17 protein-coding genes, 1 tRNA gene and 1 pseudogene are annotated in these 18,459 nt (G+C 58.8%); 6 read left to right on the top strand and 13 right to left on the bottom strand.

The annotated features are described in order from the left end of the window. Positions 1–85: 85 nt before the first annotated feature. Positions 86–1,432 (top strand): Na+/H+ antiporter family protein, encoded by a 1,347-nt coding sequence (locus tag RVM27_RS01270; RefSeq protein ID WP_039178232.1) that lies wholly within the window; start codon positions 86–88, stop codon positions 1,430–1,432. 68 nt (positions 1,433–1,500) lie between these two features. On the opposite strand, the gene RVM27_RS01265 is transcribed toward RVM27_RS01270, so the two are convergent. The 4 genes from RVM27_RS01265 to RVM27_RS01250 all read right to left on the bottom strand — a co-directional run bounded on the left by RVM27_RS01265 (position 1,501) and on the right by RVM27_RS01250 (position 5,050). Further along, complete coding sequence (locus RVM27_RS01265) at positions 1,501–2,235, bottom strand: RNA methyltransferase (RefSeq protein ID WP_016913701.1); 735 nt, start codon at positions 2,233–2,235, stop codon at positions 1,501–1,503. A 107-nt stretch (positions 2,236–2,342) separates the two neighbouring features. Next, the gene (gene groL / locus RVM27_RS01260) at positions 2,343–3,986 is read right to left on the bottom strand and encodes a chaperonin GroEL (RefSeq protein WP_498957194.1); all 1,644 of its coding nucleotides are present in this window, start codon (positions 3,984–3,986) and stop codon (positions 2,343–2,345) included. Between the two features lie 58 nt (positions 3,987–4,044). After that, positions 4,045–4,338: a co-chaperone GroES gene (locus RVM27_RS01255; protein WP_016913703.1), complete on the bottom strand. Its 294-nt coding sequence runs from the start codon at positions 4,336–4,338 to the stop codon at positions 4,045–4,047. 229 nt (positions 4,339–4,567) lie between these two features. Beyond that, positions 4,568–5,050, bottom strand: coding sequence for an FxsA family protein (locus tag RVM27_RS01250; RefSeq protein ID WP_498957193.1), 483 nt, complete (start codon positions 5,048–5,050; stop codon positions 4,568–4,570). Between the two features lie 160 nt (positions 5,051–5,210). Between RVM27_RS01250 and RVM27_RS01245 the strand changes: the two genes are divergently transcribed. After that, complete coding sequence (locus tag RVM27_RS01245; protein WP_498957192.1) at positions 5,211–5,972, top strand: SDR family oxidoreductase; 762 nt, start codon at positions 5,211–5,213, stop codon at positions 5,970–5,972. 59 nt (positions 5,973–6,031) lie between these two features. On the opposite strand, the gene RVM27_RS01240 is transcribed toward RVM27_RS01245, so the two are convergent. The 3 genes from RVM27_RS01240 to RVM27_RS01230 form a co-directional block, all read right to left on the bottom strand. Further along, on the bottom strand, positions 6,032–6,985 hold the full coding sequence (locus tag RVM27_RS01240; RefSeq protein WP_498957191.1) for a hypothetical protein: 954 nt from the start codon (positions 6,983–6,985) through the stop codon (positions 6,032–6,034). Positions 6,986–7,055: 70 nt separating this feature from the next. After that, positions 7,056–7,685: a hypothetical protein gene (locus RVM27_RS01235; protein ID WP_498957190.1), complete on the bottom strand. Its 630-nt coding sequence runs from the start codon at positions 7,683–7,685 to the stop codon at positions 7,056–7,058. 173 nt (positions 7,686–7,858) lie between these two features. Beyond that, positions 7,859–7,943, bottom strand: a tRNA-Leu gene (locus RVM27_RS01230). Between the two features lie 84 nt (positions 7,944–8,027). On the opposite strand from RVM27_RS01230, the gene RVM27_RS01225 reads away from it, so the two are divergent. After that, positions 8,028–8,738, top strand: a complete 711-nt coding sequence (locus RVM27_RS01225) for a double zinc ribbon domain-containing protein (protein WP_498957189.1) — start codon at positions 8,028–8,030, stop codon at positions 8,736–8,738. Between the two features lie 32 nt (positions 8,739–8,770). Next, a complete protein-coding gene (locus tag RVM27_RS01220) occupies positions 8,771–9,757 on the top strand; it encodes a stress response kinase A (protein WP_498957188.1) in 987 nt (328 codons plus the stop codon). 51 nt (positions 9,758–9,808) lie between these two features. On the opposite strand, the gene RVM27_RS01215 is transcribed toward RVM27_RS01220, so the two are convergent. Beyond that, on the bottom strand, positions 9,809–10,384 hold the full coding sequence (locus tag RVM27_RS01215) for a hypothetical protein (protein WP_498957187.1): 576 nt from the start codon (positions 10,382–10,384) through the stop codon (positions 9,809–9,811). Positions 10,385–10,764: 380 nt separating this feature from the next. Here RVM27_RS01215 and folE point away from each other — a divergent pair, with 380 nt between their 5' ends. Continuing rightward, positions 10,765–11,316 carry a GTP cyclohydrolase I FolE gene (folE, locus tag RVM27_RS01210; RefSeq protein WP_039178202.1) on the top strand — a complete coding sequence of 184 codons (552 nt, stop codon included), beginning with the start codon at positions 10,765–10,767 and terminating at the stop codon, positions 11,314–11,316. Between the two features lie 132 nt (positions 11,317–11,448). Further along, on the top strand, positions 11,449–12,906 hold the full coding sequence (locus RVM27_RS01205; protein ID WP_016913713.1) for an NAD-dependent succinate-semialdehyde dehydrogenase: 1,458 nt from the start codon (positions 11,449–11,451) through the stop codon (positions 12,904–12,906). Positions 12,907–12,954: 48 nt separating this feature from the next. Here the strand turns inward: RVM27_RS01205 and purH are convergent, their stop codons facing one another. From purH to accC, 5 genes and pseudogenes are all read right to left on the bottom strand, one after another. Beyond that, a complete protein-coding gene (gene purH / locus RVM27_RS01200) occupies positions 12,955–14,535 on the bottom strand; it encodes a bifunctional phosphoribosylaminoimidazolecarboxamide formyltransferase/inosine monophosphate cyclohydrolase (RefSeq protein WP_498957186.1) in 1,581 nt (526 codons plus the stop codon). Between the two features lie 61 nt (positions 14,536–14,596). Next, a complete protein-coding gene (gene fis / locus RVM27_RS01195; protein ID WP_016913715.1) occupies positions 14,597–14,920 on the bottom strand; it encodes a DNA-binding transcriptional regulator Fis in 324 nt (107 codons plus the stop codon). After that, positions 14,917–15,957, bottom strand: a complete 1,041-nt coding sequence (dusB, locus tag RVM27_RS01190) for a tRNA dihydrouridine synthase DusB (protein WP_081193315.1) — start codon at positions 15,955–15,957, stop codon at positions 14,917–14,919. Before dusB ends, fis begins: the two co-directional genes overlap by 4 nt. A 99-nt stretch (positions 15,958–16,056) precedes the next feature. Continuing rightward, entirely contained in the window at positions 16,057–16,971 is a 915-nt protein-coding gene (prmA, locus tag RVM27_RS01185; RefSeq protein WP_144982652.1) for a 50S ribosomal protein L11 methyltransferase, read from the bottom strand. Positions 16,972–17,097: 126 nt separating this feature from the next. After that, a pseudogene (gene accC, locus RVM27_RS01180) lies at positions 17,098–18,439 on the bottom strand (acetyl-CoA carboxylase biotin carboxylase subunit). Positions 18,440–18,459 lie beyond the last annotated feature (20 nt).

Here is an 18,459-nt window from a genome sequence, read left to right as displayed (position 1 = left end):
TTAAGGGCTTGGTTTCAAGAACTTGGTTTTAAGAACCTGGTGAAGACTTCGTATCAAAGACCTTCCATTAGCTCTGGATATTTCCATGAATGCAGTCATTCTTGCAGTGCTCGTGATGGTGACGCTGTCACTTCTTCGTGTATCGGTCGTGTTTGCTCTGGTGGTGGGGGCCCTGGTAGGGGGGCTGGCGGGTGGACTGTCGCTGGATGACACGCTCAGCGCTTTCAATGATGGTGTGGGAGGCGGTGCCCAGGTGGCGTTGGCCTACGCCACGCTAGGGGCCTTTGCGGTCGCTATTTCTCGCTCTGGCCTGCCGGACTTGCTGGCCACGCGGTTGATCAAGCTGCTGGGTAAAGAGGCGACGGCAGCGCATCAGGCGCGGGTGAAAATGCTGCTGCTGGGCGCCGTGCTGCTGGTGGCGATTTCTTCTCAAAACGCCATCCCGGTGCATATTGCGTTCATTCCCGTCCTGATTCCGCCGCTGCTGGTAGTCATGAACCGCTTGCAGCTGGACCGCCGCGCGGTTGCCTGTGCGCTGACCTTTGGTCTGACAGCACCCTATATGCTTTTGCCAGTGGGCTTCGGGGCCATCTTCCTGAACGACATATTGTTGGCCAATCTGAACAGCGCAGGCGCGGCGGCGGGACTCGACATCACTCGGAGCATGGTGCCCATGGCCATGGCCATCCCCGTGGGCGGAATGGCCATCGGGCTGGTCGTCGCCCTGCTGTTCAGCTATCGCGGTCAGCGCCACTACGCCGCCAAGCCGCTGGCCGCACCTGCGGGTGAGCAGGCGCATACGCCTGCCGAGCCTCATATGCTGGGGTTGGTCATGTCGGGGGTCGCCATCGTGGCTGCGCTGGGTCTGCAGCTGTATACCGGTTCCATGATCGTGGGCGGCCTGGTGGGCATTGGCCTGCTGTCATTGGGGGGGATTTTCAAATGGCGTGAGGCCGATGATCTGTTCACCAGCGGCATGCGCATGATGGCACTCATCGGTTTCATCATGATTTCAGCGGCAGGATTTGCCGAAGTGATGAAAGCCACGGGGGATATCGAGGCCCTGGTGGCGGGCGCCTTCGAGCTGTTTGGTGATAATCGCGGCCTGGCTGCGCTGGTCATGCTGCTGGTGGGGCTGTTCATCACGCTGGGCATCGGTTCATCGTTTTCTACCATTCCGATCATTGCCGCCATTTTCGTCCCGCTGGCCATTCAATTCGGGTTTTCGCCCATGGCCACCGTGGCCTTGGTGGGCACCGCGGCGGCATTGGGCGATGCTGGCTCACCGGCATCGGACTCCACTTTGGGGCCCACTGCCGGCCTGAACGTGGACGGCCAGCATGACCATATGTGGGATAGCGTCGTGCCGACCTTCCTTCACTATAACCTTCCGCTGATTGCGTTTGGTTGGCTGGCGGCCATGTCGCTTTGATCTGCGCATCATCCGAAAAAGGCTGCCAAATGGCGGCCTTTTTTTGTCTGGCGGTTGGCGTACGCGGCTTACTGTTTGGGCAGGTGTGCCTCGAAGGCGCTCAGTAGCCCGCGGAGTAGCGATAATTCCTTGCGGCTTGGCTGGGCACGTGAGAACAGTGCCTGCAACTGCTCTTCGGTGCGTGCGTGAGGCTGGGTCAAAAAACCGCTCTCGTGCATGAGCCGACCCAGGTGTTCCTGGAAGTAGCCAAACTGTTCGCGACTGGGCGGCGCCGCTTCCAGGGGCCGTTGATAGACGAAATCACTGTCGTCGCGCCGTCGCCAGGCGCGATGCACTTCATAGGCAAGAATCTGCACGGCTTGCGAGAGATTCAAAATGCCGTAATCCGGATTGGCCGGTATGCTGACCTGGTGGGTGCAGCAGCGGATCTCGTCATTGGTCAGGCCAGAGCGCTCGCGGCCAAACACCAACGCCACGGGAGCTTGATGGGCATTGACGATGACCTGACGTGCCATGTCGTCCGGCTCGTCGAAGTGGGGGAGCGGCATGCTGCGTAATCGGGCACTGGCCCCGACCACTTGAACGCAGTCCTGCAGGGCGTCTTCCAGGGTGCTGACGCAGCGCGCGTTGTCCAGCACATCGGTAGCGCCCGCCGCCAGTCGAGTGGCCTCTTCGTCAGGAAAAGCGCGTGGGTTGACCAGCACCAGCTGGGTCAGGCCCATGGTTTTCATGGCGCGGGCGGTGGCGCCAATATTGCCGGGATGAAAGGTGTGTACCAGCACGATACGAATATTGGAAAGCACGGGACGTCGAACCTGAAAGCTGCCAAGAAGAAAGGGGATGGTAACACGCAAAGAACCCCGCCGAAGCGGGGTTCTGAAGGACGTATTACGTCAGAGCGAGGTGGGGCTTACATCATGCCGCCCATGCCACCCATTCCGCCCATGCCACCCATGTCCGGGGCAGCGTCTTTCTCTTCCGGGTCGTCGGCGATCATGCACTCGGTGGTGATCATCAGGCCCGCGACGGAACCGGCAGACTGCAGCGCAGTACGGGTCACTTTCGCAGGGTCGAGTACACCCATTTCGAACAGGTCGCCGTATTCGCCGGTCTGTGCGTTGTAGCCGAAGTTGCCTTCGCCATCTTTCACACGGTTGATGACCACCGCAGACTCTTCACCGGCGTTGGTGACGATCTGACGCAGCGGCGCCTGCATGGCACGCAGGGCCATGTTGATGCCGTGGTTCTGGTCTTCGTTGTCACCGGTCAGGCCTTGTACCTTGGCCATAACGCGTACCAGCGCCGTGCCGCCACCAGGTACCACGCCTTCTTCGACGGCAGCGCGAGTAGAGTGCAGCGCGTCTTCGACACGTGCTTTCTTCTCTTTCATTTCGACTTCGGTGGCTGCGCCTACGCGGATAACGGCAACGCCGCCTGCCAGCTTGGCAACGCGCTCTTGCAGCTTCTCTTTGTCGTAGTCGGAGGAGGTGTCTTCGATTTGCGCGCGGATCTGATTGACGCGTGCTTCGATGTCACCTTCTGCACCAGCACCGTCGATGATGGTGGTGTTCTCTTTGGTCATGGTGATGCGCTTGGCAGTACCCAGGTGATCCAGGTTTGCCTGCTCGAGGGTCAGACCGACTTCCTCGGAGATGACCGTGCCGTTGGTCAGGATGGCGATATCCTGCAGCATGGCCTTGCGACGATCACCAAAGCCGGGTGCCTTGGCAGCCGCTACCTTGACGATGCCGCGCATGTTGTTGACTACCAGCGTGGCAAGCGCTTCGCCTTCGATGTCTTCGGCGATGATGGCCAGCGGCTTGCCTTGCTTGGCAACACCTTCCAGCACCGGCAGCAGCTCGCGGATGTTGGAGATTTTCTTGTCGACCAGCAGGATGTAGGGGTCTTCCAGCTCGACCGCCATGGTGTCCTGATTGGTGACGAAGTAGGGAGAGAGGTAGCCACGGTCGAACTGCATGCCTTCGACGACTTCCAGCTCGTCTTCGAAGCCGCGACCTTCGTCAACGGTGATGACGCCTTCTTTACCTACTTTCTCCATCGCTTCGGCAATGATCTCGCCAATGCGCTTGTCGCCGTTGGCAGAGATGGTGCCTACTTGAGCGATGGATTTGGTGTCGGTGCAGGGCACGGACATGGCCTGAATTTCCTTGACGGCAGCGGTGACCGCCTGGTCGATGCCGCGCTTCAGGTCCATCGGGTTCATGCCAGCCGTCACGCCTTTCAGGCCTTCTGCCACGATGGCTTGTGCCAGTACGGTAGCGGTAGTGGTACCGTCGCCTGCGGCATCAGATGTCTTGGAAGCGACTTCCTTGACCATCTGAGCGCCCATGTTCTCGAACTTGTCTTTCAGTTCGATCTCTTTGGCGACGGAAACACCGTCTTTGGTGACGGTCGGGGCGCCGAAGGACTTGTCCAGTACCACGTTGCGGCCTTTCGGGCCCAGCGTGACCTTGACGGCGTTTGCCAGGATATCTACACCACGCGCCATGCGCTTACGAGCGTCATCAGAGAACTTAACTTGCTTAGCAGCCATGTTCGTTACTTCCTAAATTGAAATTGAACGATGAACGTAAATGGGTAGCCGAGGCGTCTTAGCCTTCAACGACCGCCAGGATATCGGCTTCACTCATGATCAGAACTTCTTCGCCGTCGATCTTCTGCTTCTCGACGCCGTAGCCGTCCTTGAAAATCACCGTGTCACCCACTTTGACATCCAGCGGGCGAACGTCGCCGCTTTCAAGAATGCGGCCATTACCAACTGCCAGGATTTCGCCACGCGTGGGCTTTTCCTGTGCATTGCCCGGAAGCACGATGCCGCCAGCGGTTTTCTGCTCTTCTTCCACGCGACGGATCACAACGCGATCGTGCAAAGGACGGATATTCATGCTCACGTTCTCCTGAGTAGTGTCAAAGCCCCTTGGGGCCATTAGCTTGAAGGAATTTCCGTGGGCAGCACCCGCGGAAAGCGAAGGCCTGTTGCCTTCATGTCAATGGCAATGCCATAAGGCATTACCGAAGTTGTGTGCTGACTCAAAAGTGGGGGCTGGTCACTGCCTTTCAAGGGGGCGCTATAAAAAAAATTGCGGATTATCAGTGCGCCTGGCCCGCTTCTGCTCACTGCCTGCGAGAAGACTCATCCTTGCTGATGAAGTCTCCTTCCAGCGGCCCTTCCGAGGAGGATGAGCCAGGCTCGTGCTGATGGGGTGGCTCACGCTCTGGGGCTGGGCCTTGACGTGTGGTCAGCGAGGCCTTGACGCCTAGCCAGGCCATCAGTTTCAACAGTAGCTGCCGCGCGCTGGGCAGCAGGCACGCAATGCCCAGTACATCCGAGAGAAAGCCGGGCGCCAACAGCAGGGCGCCACCGAAAATCAGGGCTGCACCTGTGAGCACTTCCTGGGAAGGGATTTCTCCCATCTGCATACGTTGGCGAGCACGCGCCAGGGTGGAGACTCCTTCCTTGCGAATCAAGTGCAGCCCGATAAACCCCGTGCCTAGCACCAGTGCCAGTGTCGCCAGAAGCCCGATCCGGCTTCCCACGGTAAAAAGAAGCACAAAGTCCAGTAGCGTGAACAGGGAAATAAAGAGAAGAATGGGCATGACCGACTCCAGTACAGACGTAATGAGTCAATATGGTGTCAGAATTATAAAAAACAATCTGCATTGTCTGCAGTGAGCGCAAGCGTTGGCCGAGTCGATTTTTTGCTGACGGCTATCTATGCTGCAATGCACAACCCCTGGTTTCGAAAAGGAGAGACGCATGCAGTTGAATGAGCAAGTGGTGGCGATTACCGGAGGCGCCCGCGGGTTGGGGTTTGCCATGGCAAAACATCTGGGCGCACAAGGGGCGCGTCTTGCCCTTCTCGACATGAGCGGTGAAGCGTTGGACGAGGCCGTCTCAAGCTTGGCGGCGGCCGGTATCGAAGCGCAGACGTTCGTGACCAATGTGGCAGATGAAGCCTCGGTGCAGCAGTCTTTTGCCGACATTGCCAAGCGCATGGGCGCGGTGAGTGGCTGTGTCAACAACGCCGGTATTACCGATGACAGCCTGCTGGTGAAAGCCAAAGAGGGAGTGGTGGAAAAGCGCATGTCGCTGTCTTCCTGGCAGCGAGTGCTGGATGTCAACCTGACAGGCGTTTTCTTGTGTGGCCGAGAAGCGGTCACCCAGATGATCGAGGCCGGTCAGCCGGGTGTTATCGTCAATATTTCGAGTATTTCACGTGCGGGCAACATGGGGCAGAGCAACTATGCGGCTGCCAAGGCGGGCGTACACGCGCTGACGGTGACCTGGGGCAAGGAGCTGGCCCGCTATGGTATTCGCACCGGTACCGTGGCGCCGGGGTTTATCGAAACCGATATGACGGCCTCCATGCGACCCGACATGCTGGAACGTATTGCCAACAGCGTGCCGTTGAAGCAGCTGGGGCAGCCCGAACATATCGCACGCAGCGTCGCGTTCATTTTCGAAAATGACTACTTCACGGCTCGGATCATCGAGTGCGATGGGGGGTTGAGGCTGTAAAAATCGCGACTTTGGGGCTTTGACTGGCGTGGTCAGCGCCCCAAGGGCTCCAGGAACATCTAGAAGTGAAAATAGTTGCGATGTATTTCACGCTGAAAATACATCTCGAGGCGCAGTGTCATGGCCCAGCGAGGGTCGTAACTGTCTTCTCGCTGGAAGTGCAGTTCCGGTATGACATCGCCAAACAGAATGCCCTTGTGAATGTCTCTACGGTAACGCGTCTGCAGATAGTAGTTGGTCATGCGCGGATTGGAGGCGCTTTCGCCAATTGCCAGAGCAGAATAGCGTAGTGCGCTGCGACGGTTAAGGCGCTGGTTTAATTGGGCAACTTCGCTGAATTCCAGCGTATCTTCCTCTTCCCGCCACTGCAGCGTGCTGATGAAACGCAGGTGGAGATCGTCTGCCAGGGGGCGGCCAATGTCCCAGGAGGTACGTGCTGAGTAGCCTTCATTATTGAACCAGGAAACGCGGTTGTAGGACTCAAGCTGCCAAGGCCCGTCGCCTATATCCCATAGCCGTTCACTGGTGAATCGCACGTAGGGATCCAGTGGCATGCGCAGCCTAATACCTGCACCCACCCGGTTGCTCCAGTTTTCGCGTTTGTCACGGCGTTCCAGCCAATCAAACCCAAAGGTGGAGGTGCTGCGATCACGCTGGTCGTTATACAGACGGCCTGATCCCTGGTCTGCCAGAGTGCCTTGAGACTCTTCAGGATCACTCTCGATAATCAGTCGCAGGCGATCTTCCGTGGTCGGCAGGTCAATCCGGTAGCGCAGGCTGATGTCGCCACTGGTGCCGTTACCCTCCATCCAGTCCAGCTCTTGCCCCAGTCGTAAGTAAGAGTCGTTGTGCGCCGTAGCCGAGTCGTCGCCACCAAAAAAGGCATCGATGTTGCGAGAGGTGTTATCTACCCAGTCTCCAATGCGGGCACGAAAGGGTTCGACCCGCTCCTCGGCCCACTCGGGCAAATCGCTGTCCGTTTCATCAGCAAGCAGACAAGTGGGCGTAAGCATCACGCTCAAGCATATGGTGGCAACGGTGAATCTCATCATTGGCTTCCCTGTTCATTATCGATTGAGTGCCTCATTGCGCTTTGTGCAGCTCAATCTCTTTTGCCCACTCTACAACGCGTTGACGGTCACGGCGACTGTTCATGCGCTGCGTATCCAGGTGAGTCGGCACCAGCTGGCGTGTTGGCTCTGCCTGGAGCGAGAGGTGGAAGCGTCTGGCAGCCCCTACCGGCATGTCTTCCGAGCCATAAATGGCGATGACGCGTATCTCCAGCGTCAGCGTCTGCTCGCGCAGTAATGCGTCATCCAGTTTCCAGTAGCGTGCCAGTTGCTGAACGATCGAGCCAAACGTTTGAATATGCAGGTAGTCGCCGGAGGGCAGGGGGCCTTGATGGTTGCGGTAGCAAGCTTCGTTTTCCTCGCCACTTTGCTGCTGATACTCGACGATATCCAAAGGGTAGGCGCCTTCAGGGGTATGAAGCACTGCCACGAGGTGCTGGATATAAATCGCTTCGCTGCTCATGTTGCTGATCAGGCAAAGCGCGTCAGTGCCTACTCCCTTGCCACGATTGACGATGATGCGGGGTCGTCGTTGGCGAACGTAGCCGTTGTAGAGCAGCTGCGCATAGAAAAGCCAGACGAACAGAGTGCACACGCTGGCCACGGCAGAGATGGCCTGGGCGTGGTCATTGAGCCATTGCATGGGGCGAGATCCTTCTCAAGTGCAATTATGGGACAACGGAAAAGATAACCTGAGACGTGCTGTGTTCCATTCACCAGCATAGAGGCTAAAAACAAAAAAATTCGGTTAGCATAATGCTACCGAATTTTTGATCTTGCGCTGGTGGCAAAGAGTGCCACACGGCAAGTTGTGATTGGTGCGGATGGGGAGACTCGAACTCCCACACCTTACGGCACTAGAACCTAAATCTAGCGTGTCTACCAATTCCACCACATCCGCAGAAGACGCTGCGTATACTACCAATAAACGTATGAATGTCAATGCAATCATCCTGTTTTAAACCAGTTGGCAGAGGAGGTGGCTATGCGAATGGCTCAGTACGTGAATCAGTACGTGAACCAGTGGTTGTCGCGCCAATTGCCGGGCTACTGTGCGTTTTGCCTATCGGCGGATTGCGGTGAGCAGGGGTGGTGCGCGCAGTGCTTTCGGGAGCTGCCCTGGAACACGTCGGCATGCCCGCAATGTGCCGAACCCTTGCTCGCTGGTGGGGGTGGACGCTGTGGCCACTGCCTGGTAGTGGCCCCTGCCTTTACGCATACAACGGCGGCACTACGCTACCAGGAGGGTGTGGCGGAACTGGTGCATGACTTCAAGTTTCATGGTTCCGCGCGAGCGGGAATGCTGCTGGTCGAGCTGATGCTCTCGACGCCTCCAGTGCAACTAGGGGGCGCGTTGCTGCCGGTGCCCATGCATCCTTCCAAGGCGCGCGAGCGAGGCTTCAACCAGGCCCAGTGGCTGGCCAGGCAATTGGGCAAGCGGCTACGCCTACCGGTGCTGGGGGCTGAGTGTCACAAGCGGCTGCCCTCGCAACGGTCACTGAATCGAGCCGAGCGTCAACGTAATCTCACGGGAGCCTACCGCGTGGCGGGGCCACTGCCAGAATGGGTCATCATCATCGATGACGTGGTCACGACGGGTGCCACGGGGCATGCGCTGGCGTTGGCGGCTCTGGCGGCGGGTGCCACGCGTGTGGACGTGTGGGCGGCGTCTCGCACGCCGCTGGAGAAGAGTTGATATACTGGCTGGCCCAATGAAAGGAGTGATCCATGGCGCACCCGTTTAACAGCCTGTCGCCCGACCTGGTGATGTCGGCCATCGAGTCGGTGGGTATCTGGCCCGCAGGCGAGCCCTTTGCCTTGAACAGTTATGAAAATCGCGTGCTGATGTTTCGCGATGAAGAGGGCGAGCGCTGGGTGGTCAAGTTTTATCGCCCCGAACGTTGGGTGGATGCCGCGATTCAGGAAGAGCATGACTTCCTGAGGGAGCTGGCGCTGGCCGGTGTCCCCGTGATCGCGCCATGGTGCTCAGCTGATGGCGTTTCATTGCATCACTACCAAACTTTCCGCTTTTCGCTTTTCCCCCAATGTGCAGGCCAGGCGCCAGAGCTCGATAACCCGGCACACCTGTTTGCCTTGGGAAATGTCTTGGGGCGCTTGCATGACGTTGCCGCTCGCCAGCGGTTTCAGCATCGGGAGAGTTTGTCGCTCACAGATGGCGTTACCGATGCCGCGCAGCGAGTCCTGGCAAGCCCGCATTTGGATAAGTACCAGTCCCGGGCATACCAGACCGTGGTGGAAAAGTTGATGGAGCAGTTGGCGCGCGTGTCGCTAAGCCCCGACGCCTATCTGCGGGCTCATGGTGACTGCCATCTGGGTAATATTTTGGGGCGGGATGATGACTTTACGCTGGTGGATTTCGATGATTGTCTGATGGCGCCCGCCATCCAGGATGTCTGGATGCTGCTGCCTGTAAACGACCCTGAGCTTTGGCGTGGGCAGTTGGATGAGTTGATCGAAGGGTATGAAGAGGTGAGGGCATTCCCCGAGCATGAGTTGGTGTTGATCGAACCATTGCGCGCCTATCGCTTGATTCGTCACGCGGCCTGGCTGGTATCTCGCTGGGATGATCCGGCTTTTCCTGCTGCTTTTCCCTGGGTGGCAGAACGGGGGTACTGGGATCAGCACATTCGTCTGCTCGAACAGCAGAGCCTGCAGCTGGAATCGCCTGTATGGCTTGCTGGCGGCAATCGTTGAGCTGGCCTGGCACCGCCAGGCCAGCCTGTTCACGCCGTTGCTGGTGTCAGATTATTGATTGCCTGTGGGCGCCTGGTCAGGGTCGGGGCGCTCGCTGGGGATAGGGTTGGCGACGCCATCCGCGTTGGCCTGCCTGCGCGTTGCATTGATTTCGGCGGAGGGGTTGTCCTGCGCATCGATACTGACGTTTTCATCCAGGGTCAGTAGAAAGGCCTCGCCTGGGGAGAGTTCACAGTTACCCGACGGGCACTCTATCCCGTATTGCCCATCCATCGCGTAGGCGCTGGCGGCAAACGTTCCCGAATAGATGGCGCTTTCACTGCCTTCGGTCTCGATGCAAGTAGCATCTTGCGTGGTGATACGTATCCGCTCGCCGCTCAGTTGGGCAGTAGCCACCATCAGGCAATACTCTGGCAGCTCGTGCGAGCTACCGTCGACTTGGGCAGGGTGCAGCAGAATATCATTGTGACGAGCATGCTGGCTGTCAAAACGCAGAGTCTCGATCACTTCTACACCCAGGTTGGCACCACTGGGCAGCGTCAGTTTGGGTTCTGCCGCTTGCAAAGGGCTGATGAATGCTGTGCCAAGCAAGGCCGTTAGCCAGTAGGCTGATGATTTAAATGACATAATGAGATCTCGATATAGTGCACCCGCCTGCCTGGCAGGAAATTGTGCCTTCATCATAGCACAGCACCGATAGGCACGAAGGGGGGAGCGTGTCACTCTGCCACAGCCACTTCATGTGCGTTAGAATACGTAACTGTATCGCTCTCGTTGTACATAAATTATTTTAGAGTATATTCCTTGTATAAGTTAGGGCTTTCGGCTTGCAAGACGATAAAGCGCCACCCAGCACAGGGTGAGCCAACAATGAAGTGGTATGGCCGAGATTGACGTCACCATGCCGCACAAGACACATCAGTGTTCATGTCATGCCAGTTTCTTGCATGGCAGGTTGCACAAGGCGATCCAGTAAAAGCGAACACGTACCGAATATGAGGCCTACCATGACCGACGATATCGCCCAACATTACCGTCAAATTATCACCGCCCTGGGAGAGAACCCTGATCGCGAGGGGCTCCGCGATACACCCAAGCGCGCCGCAAAGGCCATGCAGTTCTTGACCGCAGGTTACAAACAGTCGCTGGAAGAGCTGGTCAATGGGGCCGTCTTCGAATCGCAAACCGACGAAATGGTGCTGGTCAAGAATATCGAGCTCTACTCCATGTGTGAGCACCATCTGCTGCCCTTCATTGGCAAGTGTCATATTGCCTACCTGCCCAGCGGCAAAGTTCTGGGCTTGTCCAAATTTGCGCGTATCGTCGACATGTATGCACGTCGCATGCAGATTCAGGAGAATCTGACCCGTGAAATTGCCGAGGCAGTGCAGCAGGTCACGCAAGCCAAAGGGGTGGCCGTCGTGATCGAGGCGCGCCATCTGTGCATGATGATGCGTGGCGTGGAGAAGCAGAACTCCAGCATGACGTCGTCGGTCATGTTGGGAGGCTTCCGTACCAACCAGGCAACGCGCCAAGAGTTTCTGACGCTGATCAGTTAAGGCCGACACGCACTCAGTTAAGGTACGATACGTACAAGGATTCCTGACGAGAACTTGGTCAAGACTGCCATTTCGTCTTAGCATGAAGAGGTCAATGAGCCTGAAAGGCCATCCTCTGGTCAGGAGTTTGTCATGGAAGCGCTGAGAGAAACACAGCTTTACTGCCCATTTGCCTATATCGACGGCAGTTGGGTAGCCGCCGACAGTGGCGAGCAAATCAAGGTGGTGAACCCCGCCACGGGTGAGCTCGTAGGGGATATGCCCAAGCTGGGCAAGGCAGAAACCGAGCGTGCCATCGATGCTGCGTACGCTGCACTGCCTGCCTGGCGCGGCATGACGGCGCAAGAGCGTGCCGACGTGTTGATGAAATGGCACGATCTGATGATGGAGCATCAGCAGGATCTCGCCATGCTGATGACCTATGAGCAGGGCAAGCCGATCAAGGAAGCCGCCGGCGAGATTGCCTATGCGGCCAGTTTTCTACGCTGGTTTGCGGAAGAGGCACGTCGAGTCTACGGCGAAACCATTCCTGCAGCCAAAGCCAATCAGCGTATCGTGGTGACCAAGCAGCCCGTGGGCGTTGTCGGTGCCATTACGCCGTGGAATTTTCCGGCGGCCATGATCACGCGTAAAGCAGGCGCCGCCTTGGCGGCGGGCTGTACCATCGTCGTGAAGCCTGCCAGCCAGACCCCGTTCTCGGCAACCGCCTTGGCGCTGTTGGCAGAACGGGCGGGCGTGCCGCGCGGTGTGTTCAACGTCGTGCCTGGGCGTGCGGCGGATATTGCCGAGGCGCTCACTCACTCTTCCAAGGTGCGCAAGATCACCTTTACAGGCTCGACCGAGGTGGGCAGCCAGTTGATGGCTCAAGCCGCTGAGCACGTTCAGAAGATTTCCCTGGAATTAGGTGGCAACGCGCCCTTTATCGTGTTTGAAGACGCCGACCTGGACGCTGCCGTCGAAGGCGCCATGGCCGCCAAGTTCCGTAATGCGGGGCAGACGTGTGTCTGTACCAACCGCTTTCTGGTGCAGTCCAGCGTCATCAATGCGTTCTGCGAGAAGCTGGCCGTGGCCATGAACAGCGAGCTGAAAGTCGGTGACGGGACGCGAGAAGGGGTCAATATTGGCCCGCTGATCGATGAAAATGGCGTCAAAAAAGTCAGTGAGCATGTTCAGGACGCCATCGACAAGGGCGCCGAGCTGTTGTTGGGGGGCCACCCACATCCATTGGGGGGGAATTTCTTCACGCCCACGTTGGTCAGCTTTGCCAACGACAGCATGAAAGTGGCCCAGGAAGAGACGTTCGGCCCCTTGGCAGCGGTGTTCCCCTTCGATGAAGAGGAGACGGCGGTCGAAATGGCCAACGATACGCAGTATGGTCTGGCCGCGTATTTTTATTCGCGTGATCTGGCCAGGGTATGGCGCGTGGCCGAAGCACTCGAGTATGGCATGGTGGGGATCAATACTGGGCTGATTTCAAACGCTGCAGCGCCCTTTGGTGGCGTCAAGGCATCCGGCCTGGGGCGTGAAGGGGGGCATCAGGGGCTGGAGGAGTACCTGGAAACCAAGTACCTGTGCATCGATCTGGGGTGACCCTCAAAAAACCCCCTGCGAAGTGCTTCGCAGGGGGTTTTTAAAGGCTTAGTGGCGGAAGTGGCGCATGCCGGTGAAGACCATGGCAATGCCCGCTTCGTTGGCCGCATCGATGACTTCCTGGTCACGCATTGACCCACCAGGCTGAATCACCGCAGTGATGCCAGCCGCAGCGGCGGCATCGATGCCATCGCGGAACGGGAAAAAGGCATCCGACGCCATGACGGAGCCAGGAACCGTGAGCCCTTCATCGGCAGCCTTGATACCCGCAATTTTTGCGGAGTAGACGCGGCTCATCTGACCCGCCCCCACGCCAATCGTCTGCCCAGCCTTGGCATACACGATCGCGTTGGACTTGACGAACTTGGCCACGCGCCAGGCAAACGCCAGATCACGCAACTCTTGCTCGGTGGGCGCACGCTCGCTGACCACCGTCAGCTCCGCTTCAGTGACCATACCCTCGTCGCGCTCCTGGACCAACAGCCCGCCATTGACGCGCTTGAAGTCGTAGGCAGCCTGCGGTTGGCCTGGCCAATGTGCGCTGACATCCAGCAGGCGCACGTTCTGTTTTTCAGCCACGATAGCGGCCGCTTCATCGCTTACCCCGGGGGCAATGATGACTTCCACGAACTGACGATCAACGATGGCGCGGGCGGTGGCGGCATCCAGAGCGACGTTGAAGGCGATAATACCGCCAAAGGCGCTGGTAGGATCGGTGGCAAACGCTTTGTCGTACGCTTCCAGGGCGTTGGCGCCCACCGCTACTCCGCAGGGGTTGGCGTGCTTGACGATGACGCAGGCGGTGTCATCGAAAGCCTTGACGCACTCGAAGGCAGCATCGGTATCGGCCACGTTGTTGAAAGAGAGCGGCTTGCCTTGAAGCATGCGAGCGGTAGACACGCTGGGCTCGCTGGCCTCGGGGTCGACGTAGAAAGCTGCCTGCTGGTGCGGGTTTTCACCGTAGCGCATGTCCTGCTTCTTGTGCAGTTGCAGGTTGAACGTGCGCGAGAAGGTGGTTTCTTCGCTGGCCACTTTGCGGCCCAGGTAGTCGGCAATGGCGCCGTCATAACCCGCCGTGTGTTCGAATGCCTTGACGGCCAGGTCGAAACGCGTCGACTGAGTCACCTGGCCGCCATGCTCGGCCAGCTCGTTCAACACGCGGGAGTAGTCGTCCGCGTTGACGACGATAGTGGTGTAGGCATGGTTCTTGGCGCAGGCGCGCACCATGGTAGGGCCACCAATATCGATGTTCTCGATGGCGTCTTCCAGCGTGCAATCCGGTTTGGCGATGGTGGCCGCGAACGGGTAGAGGTTCACCACGACCATGTCGATGGGGCTGATATCGTTATCGGCCATCACGGCGTCGTCCTGACCGCGACGGGCCAGAATGCCACCATGGATTTTGGGGTGCAGGGTCTTGACCCGGCCGTCCATGATTTCTGGAAAACCGGTATGTTCGGAGACTTCGGTCACGGGGACGTCGTTCTCTTGCAACAGTCGGTAGGTGCCGCCGGTCGAGAGCAGTTCGACGCCATGTTTCACGAGGCCCTGTGCGAACTCGACAATGCCGGTTTTATCGGAGACGCTCAGCAGGGCGCGGCGGACGGGGGTAGCGGTGCTATCAGCCATGGGAGTGCTCATGTATCAGGTCTAGGGTTGGAACAGCCAGGTTTAAAAACGGCAACGCCCCTTAAGGGGCGTCACGATCAATCAGTCCATACAGCTTGAGTTTCTTGCGCAGCGTGCCGCGGTTCAGGCCCAGCACGTCGGCGGCACGGGTCTGGTTGCCGTCGGTGTGCTCCAGCACGCAGGCCAGTAATGGCGCCTCCACTTCGGCCATCACCATGGCATACAGGTCCGATGCCTGACCTCCATCAAGGTGCTCGAAGTAGCGACGCATGGCCGTTTCGACAGCTTCCCGCAGCGGTTGAGGCTGGGCCGTGGTCGCCGGGTCCGCCAGGGTGCCCGCCAGTGGCGATGAACTTTCGCTTGAGAGCAGGTCGCGTTCAGTCATGCGGCATGGGTTCCTTTGGCTAGCAAATGCTGGGAGGCGCTATGGGTCATGGCGTCATCAATCCATTGAAACTGCGCATCGGGTGATGCGAGCGCATTGAACTGCTGCTTCAAGCTGCGCTGCTCGGTATGGGTGAAGCGCGTGTCTTCATCGAGATACCAGCCCACATGTTTGCGTGCAATGCGTACGCCCATGGTGTCGCCGTAGAACGCGTGCAGGGCGTGCAGGTGCTCGGTCAACACTTGGCGGCGCTCTGCCAGCTCAGGGGCGGGCAAGTGCTCGCCATGGGACAGGTAGTGAGTGATCTGCTGGAAGATCCACGGGTTGCCCTGGGCACCACGACCAATCATGACCGCATCGGCACCGGTATGGCGCAGCACGCGGGCCGCCTTCTCTGGCGAAGTGATGTCGCCATTGGCAATGACGGGAATGGTGAGTCGTGACTTGATCTCGGCGATGGTGTCGTATTCGGCTTCGCCCGTGTAGCGCTGCTGGCGGTGGCGTCCATGGACTGCCAGTGCCTGTATGCCTGCCGACTCAGCCAGTTGGGCAATCCGCAGGCCATTGTTGGAGTCGGCGCACCAGCCCGTGCGAATCTTGAGCGTCACGGGAATATCGACGGCACTGACCACCGCATCGAGAATCTCGGCCACCAGGGCTTCATCGCGCAGCAGCGCTGAGCCAGCGGCCTTGTTGCACACTTTTTTGGCGGGGCAGCCCATGTTGATGTCGATGATCTGCGCGCCCAGTTCGGCATTCAGGCGGGCTGCTTCGGCCAGCATCTGCGCATCGCCACCGGCAATTTGTACTACCCGGGGCGCGGGTTCGCCTTGATGATCCATACGCAGCTGCGATTTGCGCGTGTGCCAGAGCGAAGGATCAGACGTGACCATTTCACCCACCACCCAGCCCGCCCCCAGGCGCCGACACAGCTGCCGGAAAGGGCGATCGGTGACACCTGCCATGGGCGCAAGTATCACGGGGTTGGGCAGTTGATAAGGCCCAATCGCAGGGGGCTGGATAGTCATCATGGTCATGGCGGTGCACTTTGATAGGCATGAAAACGACGAATAGCGCGTTTCAAGGGAGCGTATGATACGCCTACTCGCCGCAGTAATGAAGGAAAGCGCAGCAAATTATGCGGGTCTCCAGCCGGTCAAGCGTACCCAGCCTTCACGCAGGGTTGGCTCTTCCATGATAAGTCCTTGGGCTTCATATGCTTCCAGCACGTCGTTGGCCTGCTTGGCAAGAATGCCCGAAAGCGCAATGTGGCCTCCGGGTGCCACGTGGCTGGCAATCATGCCCGACAGTTCGACCAGCGGGCCAGCCAGAATGTTGGCCGTCACGATAGGGTAGGTCTGGTCATCGGCCAGTTGCTCGGGGTAGTAAAGTGACAAGGCCTGTTCGGCAATACCGTTGCGCTCCGCATTGTCGCGACTAGCTTGCAGCGCCTGCGGATCGATGTCGGTTCCGTCGGCGCTGGACGCCCCCAGTTTCAGGGCAGCAATGGCCAGAATGCCTGAGCCGCAGCCCACGTCCAGCACGCGCTGGTTGGTCAGAACGCCTTGCACGGCCAGGTGGTCGAGCCATTCCAGACAGAGTGCGGTGGTGGGGTGCGTGCCGGTACCAAAGGCCAGGCCAGGGTCCAGGATCAGGTTGACCGCCTCTGCTTCGGGGGGCTCCAGCCAGCTGGGCACGATCCACAGCCGCTGGCCCATGCGCAGGGGAGTGAAGTCATCCATCCATTCCCGCTCCCAGTCCCGGTCGGCCAGCAGCTCGTACTCGATGGTGGGGCAGGGTTCGCCGGGCATGTGTTCTGCCCAGGCGGCTTCGATACGCTCCAGCATTTCGCTGATGCCATCGAGGTCATCATACAGTCCCGTCAATACGGTATCTTGCCAGAGTGGCGTGGTGCCTCGTTCCGGTTCGAAGACAGGGTCGTCGTGGGCATCCTGGAGGCCGATGGCCGTAGCACCCTCGTCCAGCAGCAGCTCTTCAAGAAGCTCGGCCTGCTCAGGAGCAACGTGCGCTTTTAATTGCAGCCAGGGCATGAGAAGTCTCCACGGGGTCAGTGAATGGTCATGAAACGCTCACGGGGTGGCAATCGCCACCCCGCGTAGACAACCTGGCGTTACTCCGATGAGGAGACGTCAGGTTTGCAAGCATCAGGTCACTACCTAGCTGCTCAGCTTCTTTTCCAGGTAATGGATGTTGACGCCACCCTGGCGGAAGTAGCTGTCTCGAACCAGGTCTTTCTGCAGGTCGATATTGGTCTTGATGCCTTCCACCAGCAGTTCGTCCAGCGCATTGCGCATGCGGGTCAGCGCGATGTCGCGATCGGCGCCCCATGTGATCAGCTTGCCGATCAGCGAATCGTAATGCGGTGGAACGGTGTAGCCCGTGTAAAGATGCGAGTCCATGCGAACGCCCAGGCCGCCGGGAGCGTGGAACAGCGTCACTTTGCCGGGAGACGGCATGAACGTACGTGCGTCTTCGGCATTGATACGGCATTCGAAGGCGTGCCCATTGAGCTGAACATCTTCCTGGCGAATCGACAGGGGCATCTTAAACGGCGATGCGCAGCTGCTCCTTGACGATATCCACGCCGGTGACCATCTCGGTCACGGGATGCTCCACCTGAACCCGAGTGTTCATCTCGATGAAGAAGAACTCACCCTCTTCGTAAAGGAACTCGAAGGTGCCGGCGCCACGATAGTTGATCTCGATACAGGCCTGACGGCAGGCTTCCAGAACCTTGGCGCGTGCCTCGGGGTCGAGGCCGGGCGCTGGGGCCTCTTCGAGCACCTTTTGGTGGCGGCGCTGCAGGGAGCAGTCCCTGTCGAACAGGTGAATCGCGTTACCTTGGCCATCGGCAAGTACTTGCACTTCGACATGGCGAGGCTTCTCGAGAAACTTCTCCATATAGACCGTGCCGTCACCAAAAGCAGCATGCGCTTCGGTGCGGGTCACGGTAATGGCAGACAGCAGGTGCCCTTCGGTATGCACCACGCGCATGCCACGCCCGCCGCCGCCCGCTGCGGCCTTGATGATCACCGGGTAGCCAATGCGGCGCGCAGTGGCCATGTTGGTGGCATCGTCATCGCCCAGAGGGCCATCCGAACCAGGAACGGTCGGGACGCCTGCTGCCTTCATGGCCTCGATGGCGCTGACCTTGTCGCCCATCAGGCGAATGGTCTCTGCACGGGGGCCAATAAAGGTGAAGCCTGAGCGTTCTACCTGCTCGGCGAAGTTGGCGTTCTCGGAAAGGAAGCCATAGCCCGGGTGAATCGCGCTCGAATCCGTCACCTCGGCGGCGCTGATCAAGGCTGGGATGTTCAAGTAGGATTGCGCGGAAGCAGCAGGGCCGATGCAGACGGCTTCGTCTGCCAGGCGAACGTGCATCAGCTCGCGGTCGGCTTTGGAGTGAACCGCTACGGTCTTGATGCCTAGCTCTTTACACGCTCGCAAGATGCGTAGGGCTATCTCGCCGCGGTTCGCGATAAGTACCTTGTCCAGCATGGGAGAGTCCACCCGTATCG

The sequence above is a fragment of the Halomonas sp. KM007 genome (assembly GCF_050709225.1).
GTDB lineage: Bacteria > Pseudomonadota > Gammaproteobacteria > Pseudomonadales > Halomonadaceae > Vreelandella > Vreelandella hamiltonii.
The sequence above is the reverse complement of the archived record's forward strand: the minus strand, read 5'-3'. Positions and strand labels throughout refer to the sequence as shown.